The sequence below is a fragment of the Streptomyces sp. NPDC107471 genome, assembly GCF_055582845.1.
In genome coordinates, this window is record NZ_JBVJPC010000010.1 from 93,155 (window position 1) to 105,046 (window position 11,892).

At 73.2% G+C, this 11,892-nt stretch carries 10 protein-coding genes; 8 read left to right on the top strand and 2 right to left on the bottom strand.

Annotated elements, in window-relative coordinates; all coding sequences use genetic code 11:
• Positions 1-35 precede the first annotated feature (35 nt).
• A complete protein-coding gene (locus ACZ66S_RS30745; RefSeq protein ID WP_469904814.1) occupies positions 36-572 on the top strand; it encodes a DUF3455 domain-containing protein in 537 nt (178 codons plus the stop codon).
• Between the two features lie 62 nt (positions 573-634).
• Here the strand turns inward: ACZ66S_RS30745 and ACZ66S_RS30750 are convergent, their stop codons facing one another.
• On the bottom strand, positions 635-1,027 hold the full coding sequence (locus ACZ66S_RS30750) for a nitroreductase/quinone reductase family protein (protein WP_469904815.1): 393 nt from the start codon (positions 1,025-1,027) through the stop codon (positions 635-637).
• A gap of 92 nt (positions 1,028-1,119) precedes the next feature.
• On the opposite strand from ACZ66S_RS30750, the gene ACZ66S_RS30755 reads away from it, so the two are divergent.
• From ACZ66S_RS30755 to ACZ66S_RS30775, 5 genes are all read left to right on the top strand, one after another.
• A complete protein-coding gene (locus tag ACZ66S_RS30755) occupies positions 1,120-1,938 on the top strand; it encodes an endonuclease/exonuclease/phosphatase family protein (protein WP_469904816.1) in 819 nt (272 codons plus the stop codon).
• Positions 1,939-1,970: 32 nt separating this feature from the next.
• On the top strand, positions 1,971-2,333 hold the full coding sequence (locus tag ACZ66S_RS30760; RefSeq protein WP_469904817.1) for a hypothetical protein: 363 nt from the start codon (positions 1,971-1,973) through the stop codon (positions 2,331-2,333).
• 101 nt (positions 2,334-2,434) lie between these two features.
• On the top strand, positions 2,435-3,277 hold the full coding sequence (locus ACZ66S_RS30765; RefSeq protein ID WP_469904818.1) for an LLM class F420-dependent oxidoreductase: 843 nt from the start codon (positions 2,435-2,437) through the stop codon (positions 3,275-3,277).
• A gap of 57 nt (positions 3,278-3,334) precedes the next feature.
• A complete protein-coding gene (locus ACZ66S_RS30770) occupies positions 3,335-5,920 on the top strand; it encodes a bifunctional FO biosynthesis protein CofGH (protein WP_469904819.1) in 2,586 nt (861 codons plus the stop codon).
• A gap of 72 nt (positions 5,921-5,992) precedes the next feature.
• On the top strand, positions 5,993-6,553 hold the full coding sequence (locus ACZ66S_RS30775; RefSeq protein WP_469904820.1) for a hypothetical protein: 561 nt from the start codon (positions 5,993-5,995) through the stop codon (positions 6,551-6,553).
• On the opposite strand, the gene ACZ66S_RS30780 is transcribed toward ACZ66S_RS30775, so the two are convergent.
• Positions 6,546-7,052: a DUF2165 domain-containing protein gene (locus tag ACZ66S_RS30780; protein WP_469904821.1), complete on the bottom strand. Its 507-nt coding sequence runs from the start codon at positions 7,050-7,052 to the stop codon at positions 6,546-6,548. The two genes, ACZ66S_RS30775 and ACZ66S_RS30780, sit on opposite strands and share 8 nt — an antisense overlap.
• A gap of 89 nt (positions 7,053-7,141) precedes the next feature.
• Here ACZ66S_RS30780 and ACZ66S_RS30785 point away from each other — a divergent pair, with 89 nt between their 5' ends.
• A complete protein-coding gene (locus ACZ66S_RS30785; protein WP_469904822.1) occupies positions 7,142-10,453 on the top strand; it encodes a tetratricopeptide repeat protein in 3,312 nt (1,103 codons plus the stop codon).
• Between the two features lie 123 nt (positions 10,454-10,576).
• Positions 10,577-11,695, top strand: coding sequence for an ADP-ribosylglycohydrolase family protein (locus ACZ66S_RS30790; protein ID WP_469904823.1), 1,119 nt, complete (start codon positions 10,577-10,579; stop codon positions 11,693-11,695).
• Positions 11,696-11,892: the final 197 nt, after the last annotated feature.

Here is an 11,892-nt window from a genome sequence, read left to right on the forward strand (position 1 = left end):
TGACCGACCGTCAAGATCCTTACCGGAGAACCGACTTGAAGCTCACCAAGCGACTCGCCCTGACCACCGCGGGCCTCGCCTGCGCGACCGCCCTGCTGGGCGCGGCCACCGGTCACGCCACCCCCTCGGACCCCGCGCCCAGGCCCGTTAAGGCCCCCGCCGCGCTCAAGGTGCCCGACGGCAACAAGCTGACCGGCGTGTACCCGGCCCGGGGCGTCCAGACCTACACCTGCACCGACGGCGCCTGGAAGCTCCTGGAGCCCGCCGCCACCCTCTCCGACCGGAGGGGCCGCACCGTCGCCCTGCACTCCCGCGGCCCCGTCTGGGTCTCCACGGTGGACGGCAGCGCGGTGAACGCCACGGCGGTCGCCAGCTCGCCCAAGGCCGGCACCATCCCCGAACTCCTCCTCCAGGCCACCGCGACCCGCGGCGCGGGCGTCTTCGGCGGCGTCTCCTACATACAGCGCCTCAACACCACCGGCGGCGTGGCCCCGACCACCGCCTGCACCGGCACGGACCAGGTGAGCGTGGCCTACACGGCGACGTACGCCTTCTACAAGCCGGCGAAGTGACCCACGCGCCTCACTGAGCGGCGCGGCGGCCCCTCCGCCCGGGGTCGCCGCCGCGCCGCCCCTCACCCGTCCAGATCCACCCGTACGGTCAACTGCCCCGCCCCTATGGCCCGTACCGCCGCGCTGTTCAGCGCGGGCAGCGAGCGCAGGCGTACGGCGATGTCGTCGTCCGGCAGGAGACGGGCGGTCCCGGTGTGCCAGCGTCCCCGGATGCGCACCCTGACCCGTGCGTCCGCCTTGATGTTGCGGACGTACTGCGACCGTTCCCCGAACTCCGAGACCAGCCAGAAGGAACCGCCGACCCGCCTGCCGCCCACCGGGGTCCGGCGGGGCAGCCCCGAGCTGCGGCCGGTGGTCTCCAGGACGGTCTGCAGGGGCAGTCGGCGCATGACCGGGTTGAGGAGGCGCTGAACGGCCCTGGCGGCACGGTACTTGCGCTCGGCGTCGCGGGACATGGGTGGTGAGACTCCTGTCTCTTGTCTTCCGTAACCTGACCGGAGGCCCCGATGATCTCAGGGTGCGGCCGGGTGGACGAAGGGTGTCGGCGATGCGCGTGGTGACCTGGAACCTGTGGTGGCGCTTCGGCCCCTGGGAGGAACGGCAGAAGGCGATCCTGGCCGTGCTGCGGGAGCTGCGGCCCGACGTGGTCGGCCTCCAGGAGGTGTGGTCGGCGGGCACCGAGAACCTCGCCGAGTGGCTCGCCGGAGAGCTGGGCCTGCACTGGGCGTGGGCCGCGTCGCCCGCCTCGGAACGCTGGCAGCGGCGGATCGGCGACCCCGGGGTGGAGGTCGGCAACGCGGTGCTGAGCCGCTGGCCGGTGATCGACCGGGCGGTCCTGCACCTGCCCGCGCCCCAGGACCTGGACGACGGCCGGGTGGCCTTCCACACCCGTCTGGCGGGACCTTCCCACGAGATCCCCTTCTTCACCACCCACCTCGCCTCGGCCCCCACTGCCTCGGCGGTCCGCTGCCAACAGGTCACCGCGCTGGCGGAGTTCGTGGCCGCCCACCGCGCCGGCACCGACTTCCCGCCGGTCGTCACCGGCGACTTCAACGCCTGGCCCGACTCCGACGAGGTCCGCCGCTTCGGCGGCTACAAGACGGGCCCGGCCGCCCCCGGCCAACTCTTCCTGGACGCCTGGGAGTACGCCGACCCCACGGCCCCCTCCGCGACCTGGGACCCCGCCAACCCCTACGTCCGCCACGACCCGCCCGTTCGCATCGACTACATCCACGTGGGCCCACCGAGCGCGACGGGCCTCGGCCACGTACGAGGAGTCCGCCGCGCGGGCGACGCCCCGGTGGACGGGGTATGGCCGTCGGACCATCTGGCGGTGGTGGCGGATCTGGCGGACGGGTCGGACTAGGCCGGCGCGGGGGGCGAGAGAAAGGAGCACCGGTGGGCATCTACGTGTCGGTCAGAGGCTGGCTGGAGTGCGACGAGGACCAACTCGCCGCGGCGCAGGAGATCATCAAGGCCCACGAGGACGGTCACTACTCCCACGGCTGGGGCTCCCCTCGTCGGCACGTGAACTGGACCCACTACCTGTTCTACGGCGCTGACATCCGCGAGTCGGGCGTGGACTGGCTCGTGCACCAGATCCGCGAGATCGCGGCGATCCCGGCCAACGAGGACGGAGACCGCGTCTCGGGTCTCTTCCTGGCGAGCCACGAGATCGACGGCCCGTCCGAATGGCAGGTGCGGGAAGGCGAACTCCACATCTCACCGGGCGACGGCAGACACCGCTACCTCGACGGGTGACCCGTCACCACCCCCGCCCCAACCAGCAGCACCCCACCCCCTCCCAGCAATCCCGACCAGTCGGTATGGACATCCCCGGCCCGGCCCGGTACAGATGCCTCATGCGTATTTCCGTGACGATCTTCCTCACCGACGAGACCATCACCCCGACCCGGCTCGCCCGTGAGCTGGAGGCGCGGGGCTTTGCCGGGATGTATCTGCCCGAGCACACCCACATCCCCGTCGAGCGGGTCACCCCGTACCCGGCCGGCGGTGAGCTGCCGCGTGAGTACGGCCGTACCCTCGACCCCTTCGTCGCGCTCGGCCAGGCCGCCGCCGTCACCGAGCGGCTCGGTCTCGGCACCGGCATCACGCTGGTCGCCCAGCACGACCCGATCGACCTCGCCAAGCAGATCGCCACGCTCGACCACCTCTCCGGCGGACGGTTCACGCTCGGGCTCGGGTTCGGGTGGAACGTCGAGGAGGCCGCCGACCACGGCGTCGAGTGGCGCACCCGGCGCGAGCTCGTCCGCGACCGGATGGCGCTCATGCAGGCCCTGTGGGCGGACGAACCGACGGCGTACGAGGGGGAGTTCGGCAGCGTCAGGGCCAGCCACGCCTTCCCCAAGCCCGTCCAGAAGCGGACCCTGGTGGGCGGCGCCGCCGGGCCCAAGCTGTTCTCCCACATCTGCGCCTACGCCGACGGCTGGCTCCCCATCGGCGGACGGGGCCTCACCGAGTCCGTGCCCGCGCTGCGCGCCGCCTGGACCGACGCGGGCCGCGACCCCGGCGCCCTCCAGGTCGTCCCGTACGCCGTCCTGCCCACCCCCGGCAAGCTCGCCCACTACGCCGAGCTCGGCATCGAGGAGGTCGTGCTGCAGTTGCCGCCGGCGGGCGAGGCCGAGGTGCTCAAGGTGCTGGACGAGTATGACCGTTATGTCCAGAACGGCACCGGCGGTGTGTGACCGCCCCCCGACAGGGCGGCACTCCTGCGCTGATCACACCGCTCGTATGCTCGAAGGATGACGACTTCCGCGACCTCCGGAACCGGCCCCACCGAGAACTCCATGCGTCGCGCTCTCAAACGTGCCCGGGACGGCGTCGCCCTGGACGTGACAGAAGCGGCGGTCCTGCTGCAGGCGCGCGGCGAGGCCCTCGCCGACCTCACCGCCTCCGCCGCCCGCGTCCGGGACGCCGGCCTCGAACAGGCCGGCCGCCCCGGTGTCATCACGTACTCGAAGAGCGTCTTCATCCCGCTGACCCGGCTGTGCCGGGACAAGTGCCACTACTGCACCTTCGTGACCGTGCCCGGCAAGCTCCGCCGGGCCGGCCACGGCATGTTCATGTCCCCGGACGAAGTCCTCGACGTGGCCCGCAGGGGCGCCGCGCTGGGCTGCAAGGAAGCCCTGATCACCCTCGGCGACAAGCCCGAGGACCGCTGGCCGGAGGCCAGGGAGTGGCTGGACGCGCACGGCTACGACGACACCCTCGCCTACGTCCGGGCCGTCTCCGTCCGCATCCTGGAGGAGACGGGCCTGCTGCCCCACCTCAACCCGGGCGTGCTGTCCTGGACCGACTTCCAGCGGCTAAAGCCGGTCGCGCCGAGCATGGGCATGATGCTGGAGACGACCGCCGAGCGGCTGTGGTCCGAGCCAGGGGGCCCGCACCACGGCTCCCCGGACAAGGAGCCCGCCGTACGGCTGCGGGTCCTGGAGGACGCCGGGCGCTCGTCCGTCCCCTTCACCTCCGGCATCCTCATCGGCATCGGCGAGAATTACGAGGAGCGCGCCGAGTCGCTCTTCGCGCTCCGGCGCACAGCGCGGGCGTACCACAGCATCCAGGAACTGATCATCCAGAACTTCCGCGCCAAGCCGGACACCGCGATGCGCGGCATGCCGGACGCGGAGCTCGACGAACTGGTCGCCGCCGTGGCCGTCGCCCGTCTCATCATGGGCCCGGCCGCCAACATCCAGGCCCCGCCGAACCTCGTCGACAGCGAGTACGAGCGCCTGATCGGCGCGGGGATCGACGACTGGGGCGGCGTCAGCCCGATCACCATCGACCACGTCAACCCCGAACGCCCCTGGCCGCGGATCGAGGAGCTCACCGAGCGGTCCGCCGCGGCCGGCTTCGAGCTGCGCGAACGCCTGTGCGTGTACCCCGAGTTCGTCCAGCGCGGCGAACCCTGGCTGGACCCGAGGCTGCGCCCGCACGTGGCGGCGCTGGCCGACCCGGAGACGGGCCTCGCCCGCCCCGACGCCCTCCCGCGGGGACTGCCCTGGCAGGAGCCGGAGGAGGTCTTCGTGGCCACCGGCCGCACGGACCTGCACACCTCCATCGACACCGAGGGCCGTACGTCCGACCGCCGCGACGACTTCGACGAGGTCTACGGCGACTGGGGCGCCCTGCGCGAGGCGGCCGCCCCCGGCATGGTGCCCGAGCGCATCGACACGGACGTACGGGACGCGCTGCGGACCGCCGCCGACGACCCCACCCGGCTGACCGACGACGAGGCCCTCGCGCTGCTGCACGCCGACGGCCCGGCCCTGGACGCCCTGTGCCGGGTGGCCGACGACGTCCGCAAGTCGGCGGTCGGTGACGACGTGACGTACATCGTCACGCGGAACATCAACTTCACCAACGTCTGCTACACCGGCTGCCGTTTCTGCGCCTTCGCCCAGCGGCGCACCGACGCCGACGCCTACACGCTCTCCCTCGACCAGGTCGCCGACCGCGCCCAACAGGCCTGGGAGGTGGGCGCGGTGGAGGTCTGCATGCAGGGCGGCATCCATCCGGACCTGCCCGGCACGGCGTACTTCGACATCGCGAAGGCGGTCAAGGCCCGCGTCCCCGGCATGCACGTGCACGCCTTCTCGCCGATGGAGGTCGTCAACGGCGCCACCCGCACCGGCCTGTCGATCCGCGAGTGGCTGACCGCGGCCAAGGAGGCCGGCCTCGACTCCATACCCGGCACCGCCGCCGAGATCCTCGACGACGAGGTCCGCTGGGTGCTGACCAAGGGCAAGCTGCCCACGGCGACCTGGATCGAGGTGATCGAGACCGCGCACGAGGTCGGCCTGCGCTCCTCCTCGACGATGATGTACGGCCATGTCGACCAGCCCCGCCACTGGCTCGGCCACCTGCGCACCCTGGCCGGCATCCAGCAGCGCACCGGCGGCTTCACCGAGTTCGTGACCCTGCCCTTCATCCACACCAACGCCCCGGTGTACCTGGCCGGCATCGCCCGCCCCGGCCCCTCCATGCGGGACAACCGGGCGGTCACGGCGATGGCCAGGCTGCTGCTGCACCCCTGGGTGCCGAACATCCAGACGAGCTGGGTGAAGCTCGGCACCGAGGGCGCGGCCGAGATGCTCCGCTCCGGGGCGAACGACCTCGGCGGCACGCTGATGGAGGAGACGATCTCGCGGATGGCGGGCTCGTCGTACGGCTCCTACAAGTCGGTGAAGGACCTCGTCGCGGTGGCGGAGGCGGCCGGCCGTCCCGCGCGGCCGCGCACCACGCTGTACGGACAGGTCACGGAGGAGCGGCAGCAGGCCGCGCGGGCCTCCGACGGGCACCTGCCGGAGCTGCTGCCGGTGCTGGACTGACCGGAGAGGTGTTCGGGCGGGGGCCGGTACGATGATCCGACCCCCGTTCGACGGGGATCCTGAGCCGAGGAGATGCGTGCCGTGCCAGCCCCGAAGGTCTGGGTGACGGGTCTGACCGTGGGGGCGATCGCCGCCGTCGTCGCCCTGGCCGTACAGGCCGACAAGGGAACCAAGCCGGGAGTGGCCCTCACCGGCAGGCCGAGCGTGTCGGCGTCGCCCAGCGCGTCCGCGCGCCCCGAGCCGTCCGCGACCGCGGTCCCGGACGACTCCGGCACCGGCCGCCGGATCGTCTACTCGCTCGGTGAGAAGCGGGTGTGGCTGATCGACGCGAGCGAGGCGGCCCGCCGGAACTTCGCCGTCTGGCCGGGGACGATCGACCCCGCCCCCGGCACCTACTCCGTCTCCCTGCGCCGGGGCGAGCCGACCACCGGTTCCGACGGCGTGCGGATCGAGCACATCGTGTACTTCACCGCCGTCGACGGCGTGAACGTCGCCTTCTCCAACGCGGTGGACGGCTCCTCGCCCCCGCCCGCGAACGGCGCGCAGACCGGCGGCATCCGCATGAAGGCGGCGGACGGCTCGGCCCTGTGGACGTTCGGCGAGACGGGGACGAAGGTCGTCGTCGTCAACTAGCGCTGCGGTCGGGCAGGTTGACCACCAGCAGGGCGACCCCGCTGAACACGAACACCCGCAGCGCCGCGTCCAGGCCGTTCCAGGTGTCCGACTGCCACATGGAGAACCACTCGCCGCCGATCGCGATGAACCCGGCGCCGAACAGCAGCATGAGCATGAGCAGCCCGTAGGTGGAGAAGCGCCGGGCGGCCTGGTCGTCCCGGCGCACCCACAGCCACGTGCCGTAGATCAGCACAAGCGCCGCGAGCGTCTCCCAGACGATGATCGCCACGTACGCGGTGTTCTGAAGTCCCTTGCTGGTGACGGCTCTCCACATCAGGTCGTCGTCCTTGAACGTCGTGTCCATCGCGAGAACGTGCTGCACGAACGCCTGGTTCGTCCCGAAGTCCGTGATGTTCCCGAACGCGACGAGCGCTATGTACAGCGCGACGCTCGCGGTGAGCAGGGCGGCGGAGAGGTGGAGTGCGCTGCGTGGGGTGCGGGGGGTTGTCGATGACATGGAGGCCATCTTCCCCTCGCGGGGCGGTGTGATCCAGATCGGTTGCGCCAGAATGAGAGGCGGACGGGCCGCGACGAGGGGACGGACGCATGGCACAGGCGGAGCCGTCGGCGCAGGAGCTGATCCTGCGGCGCGCACGGGCCGGATTCGTGGGCCGCGAGGCCGAACGGGCCCTGTTTCTGGGCAACTTCGACATCCCGCCCGGTGACCCCCGGCACCGCTTCCGGTTCCACGTCCACGGCAGCGCCGGCATCGGGAAGACCTCCCTCGTCCAGGAACTGGCCCACCTCGCCAGGGAACGCGGGGCGCTCACGGCCCATGTCGACGACGGCGTGGGCAGCGTGCCCGAGGCGATGGAGACGCTGTGCCATGAGTTCTCCGCGCAGGGACGCCGGTTGAAGGACCTGGAGCGGCGCCTCGCGACCTGGCGGGAGCGGCGACGCGAGGCGGAGGCGGCCAGCCTCGCCGCGCTCGCACCCGAAGGCGCCCTGGAGACCGCCTCGACCGGCAGCAGAATGGCCGTGGACGTCGGCCTGGGCGCCCTGGAGGCCGCCCTGCCGGGCGCCCAACTCGTCACCCGCGCCCTGCCCGCCGACCGGCTCGCGCAGAGCGCCGACCGGCTGCGGGCCGGCCTCGGCGCCCGCTTCCGCAACCCCGACGACGTCGACCTGGTCCTCACCCCCGAGCGGGTCCTCACCCCGGTGCTGCTCGGCGAACTGCGCTCCGCGGCCGCCGCCGTACCGTGGATCGTCCTGTTCTTCGACACGTACGAGCGGACCGGCCCCTTCCTCGACCCGTGGCTGTACGACGTCCTCACCAAGCCCCGGGAGCACGGCCGGCTGCCCGCCGCCGTCGTCGTGGTCACCGCGGGACAGCGCCCCCTGGACGCCTCTCGCTGGGGCGGCCTGGACGCGGTGGCGGACATGCCGCTCGCCCCCTTCACCGAGGCCGAGGCGCGCCGTCTGCTCGCCGCGCGGGGCGTGGTGGCGGAGCCGGTCGTCGAGGAGGTGCTGCGCCTGACGGGAGGCCTCCCGGTCCTCGTGTCGACCCTCGCGGCCAAGCGGCCCGACGGCCCGGACAACGTGATCGACCCGAGCGCCACGGCGGTGGAGCGGTTCCTGAAGCCGGAACCGGAGGCCCGCCGCAAGGTCGCCAGGGCCTGCGCGCTGCCTAGGCGGCTGGACGCCGACGTCTTCCGGCTCCTCGTCCCCGCTCCGGAGGACGAACTCGACTCCCTGTACGCCTGGTTGACGGCACTGCCGTTCGTCGGGCAGCGCGGCGAGCGGCTCCGGTACCACGACGTGGTCCGCGCGCAGATGCTCCGCCTGGAGCGGCTCCGGTCCCGCACCGACTGGACGAGCCGGCACCGCAGGCTCGCGCAGGCGTACACCGAGTGGCGTGAGGACACCGAACTCGGCCGCCGCCGCGAGGAGTTGTGGGCGGACGAGGAATGGTGGGAGCTTCGGCTGGAGGAGGTGTACCACCTGCTGTGCGCCCGCCCGCCCGCGGCGCTCGCCGAGGCGCTGCGCGGTTTCGTCGCCGCGTGCCGCGAGGACGAGGTCGTCGCCCGCCGCTGGGCACGGATGCTGGAGGAGGCGGGGGACGCCACGGACCACGCCGTCCTGCGCGAGTGGGGACGCGCGCTGGGCGCGGCACTCGCCGACGAGGAGAACGGCGTGAGCGCCGCCCTGGACCTGTTGCTGACCCGCCCCGGCCTCGACCCGCCCGGCCGGGCGGAGGCGCACGCGCTGCGCGGCCGGGAACTGCGCCGGCACCAGGAGTACGGACAGGCCCTCCAGGAGTACGACCGGGCGGTCGAGCTGGACCCGCTGCAACCCCTCGCCCACTACGGCCGGGGCCTCACCCACCAGTTGCTGGGCGACCACCCGGCGGCCCTGACCGCCCTCGACCGAGCCGTCGAACTGGCTCCCGACGCGGCGTGGATCATCGCCGAGCGGGCCGAGACGTACCGTCTGGCGTCCCGCCTCCAGGAAGCGGACGCCGACTACACCCGTGCCCTCGCCCTCGACCCCACCGACGACATCGCCCTGGCCGGACGGGCGGTGTGCCGGCACGGCCTGGGCCGGCTCGACGAGTCGATCGCCGACTTCGACCGGGCGCTGCGCATCGATCCCGAGTACCTCTGGGCGCTGGTGCGCAGGGCCCGGCTGCACCGCACGCGCGGCGACCTGGACAAGGCGTTCGCCGACCTCGACCGGGCGGCCGCACTCGCCCCCGACCGGGCCTGGATCGCCTCGGAACGCGGGGACGCGTACCGGGCCGAGGAGCGCTACGAGGAAGCCGTGGCGGAGCTGGCGCGCGCGGTCGAGCTGGAGCCGGCCTACGCGACGGCACTGGCGGGCCGGGGGCAGGCGCTGGGCGAACTCGGGCGCAGGGAAGAGGCGTTGGCCGATCTGGACCGGGCGCTGGCGCTGATCCCCGACTATGCGTGGGCGCTGGTGATGAGGTCCCGGGTGAAGCGCGGGCTGGGCGACCGGGACGGGGTGTTCGAGGACCTGCGGCGGGCCGTCGCGGCGGACCCGGAGTCCGCCTGGATCCAGACCGAGCTCGCCTCCGCGTACCGCTTCGAGGGCCGCTACGACGAGGCGCTGCCCCTCTTCCACGCCGTCCTCGCGCAGGAGCCCACCAACGCGACCTGTCTGGCCGGCCTGGGCGCGATCCACCACGTCCGCAAGTCCTACGGGGAGGCCCTGGACCATCTGGACCGTGCCCTGGCGTCCGACCCGGAGTACGCCTGGGCCCTCGGCCGGCGGGGCCGGGTGTGCCTGGCGATCGGCCGCACCGAGCAGGCCCTGGCCGACCTGGACCGCTGTGTGGCGCTGGATCCCGAGATGACGGAGGAGCGGGAGGCGGCGATCGGGCTCCTGCTGCTCGTCGGGCGCTGGGAGGAGGTGGAGGAGCGGCTGGCGGCTTCCTCCCACCCGGAGCTGGACGACACCTGCGTGGAGGTGGACCGCCACCACGGCCGCTGGGCGCAGGCCCGCGCCCTCGCCGAGCGCCTGCGGGACAGGGAGCCGGCCGTCGGCACGTTCCAACTGGCCATGACGGTCCACTGCGCCGAAGGCCCTGAGGCCGCCGAACCCTTCTGGCAGGACCTCGCCCGACTGGTCGAGCAGGACGCCGACATGGAGCCCGTGATGCGAGCCCAGGCCCATGTCTTCCTGGGCTGCGCACTGGCCGACGACCCGCTGGCGGACCGGGGCCTGTCCGAACTCCTCGCCCTCACCCCGGAATGGGACGACCTGGCCACCCTGGCCGTCATCCTCACCGAACTCCTCGCCGCCCCGGGCGCCGACCGCCCCTCCCGCCTCACCGCATGCCTGACCGCGGCGACCGAGGCGAGGGACGCGGTCCAGGAGCGGTGGTCCACGAGGAGCTGACCCAGGGGGCGTCACGTCGGCCGGGAAAGTGGCGCATACCCCCCACGCCCCCTGAACCCCCCACCCCCCGTCGATTACAGTGCTGAGCGTCGTACATACGGACGGTCGCCACGGGAGGTCTTGGTGGGTGCGACAGCCGGGGCCGTCGTCTGGGGGCGTGCCGAGCAGCAGGACTTCCGGAGCCGGGTGCGCGGGACGCTCCTCGGGGTCGCGGTGGGCGACGCGCTGGGCGCGCCGGTCGACGGGCTCGGGACGGACGAGATCCGGGAGGCGTACGGCGCCGAGGGCCTGGTGGACCTCGGCTTCGGGTACGGCCGACGCGGAGCCGTCACGCATCTCACCCAGCTCAGTCTCTTCACCGTGGACGGGCTCATACGGGCGCAGGTGCGCCGGGACACCGGTGCCTGGCACCCGCCCACCGACCTGCACCGGGCGTATCTGCGCTGGGCCGCCACCCAGCGCGACTGGGGACCCGACGAGCGGCGCAAGGACGACGGCTGGCTGGCCCGCGAGGAGTGGCTGTACGCCCGCCGCGACCCGACCCGGTCGCTGCTCATCGGGTTCGGCGACGACGTCATGGGGACCCTGGAGTCGCCCAAGAACCCGAACGAACTCGGGCCCGAGGCCACCGCCCGGTCCGCGCCCTTCGGGCTGCTCGTCGGATGGGAGCCGCAGCTCGTCGTACAGCTCGCCGTGGAGTGTGCCGCGCAGACCCACGGGCACCCCGTCGCCTATCTGTCGGCGGGCGCGTACGCCGTGATCGTGCACGCGCTGGCCCTCGGCGACAGCCTGGACGGGGCGGTCCAGCGGGCGCTCGCGCTGCTGGCCGCGCGGCCCGGGCACGAGCCGGTGTCGGACGCGCTCCAGCACGCGCTGGGTGCCGTACGGCAGGGGATGCCCACTCCGGCCCGGGTGGAGGAGCTCGCGGCCGACGGTTCGGCGGACGGGCTGCTGTCCGCCGCCGTGTACTGCGCGCTGGTGGGGGAGGACGTACGGCACGGGCTGTGCCTCGCCGTGAACCACGACGGTCCCTCCGCCGCGGCCGGCGCCCTCACCGGCGGCCTGCTGGGCGCCCTGCACGGCGAGACGGCCCTCCCGCCGGCCTGGCTGGCCGAGCTGGAGGGCCGTCCCACACTGCTGGAACTCGCCGACGACTTCGCGATGGAGATGACCCAGGGCCCCGCCCTGCACGGACCCGCGGGCGCGTCCCCGGGATGGCTGGCCCGCTATCCGCGGGCCTGAAGCGGAGGCCCGCTATCCGAGGGCCTGAAGCGGGGGCCTGAAGCGGAGGCTTGGAGCCCGAGGCCCGAGGCCAATGGCTGAAGCCCGTGGCCCGAGCCCGAGGACCTGAAGCCCGAGCCCGTGGCCCGGGGACCTGAAGCCCGAGCCCGTGGCCCGGGGACCTGAAGCCCGAGCCCGTGGCCCGGGGACCTGAAGCC

Bases quoted from the DNA above. Each gene is read 5' to 3' on its own strand.
- ACZ66S_RS30770 (WP_469904819.1), top strand. From the start codon at position 3,335: ATGACGACTTCCGCGACCTCCGGAACCGGCCCCACCGAGAACTCCATG.
- ACZ66S_RS30750 (WP_469904815.1), bottom strand. From the start codon at position 1,027: ATGTCCCGCGACGCCGAGCGCAAGTACCGTGCCGCCAGGGCCGTTCAG.
- ACZ66S_RS30775 (WP_469904820.1), top strand. From the start codon at position 5,993: ATGCGTGCCGTGCCAGCCCCGAAGGTCTGGGTGACGGGTCTGACCGTG.
- ACZ66S_RS30780 (WP_469904821.1), bottom strand. From the start codon at position 7,052: ATGTCATCGACAACCCCCCGCACCCCACGCAGCGCACTCCACCTCTCC.
- ACZ66S_RS30755 (WP_469904816.1), top strand. From the start codon at position 1,120: ATGCGCGTGGTGACCTGGAACCTGTGGTGGCGCTTCGGCCCCTGGGAG.
- ACZ66S_RS30765 (WP_469904818.1), top strand. From the start codon at position 2,435: ATGCGTATTTCCGTGACGATCTTCCTCACCGACGAGACCATCACCCCG.
- ACZ66S_RS30785 (WP_469904822.1), top strand. From the start codon at position 7,142: ATGGCACAGGCGGAGCCGTCGGCGCAGGAGCTGATCCTGCGGCGCGCA.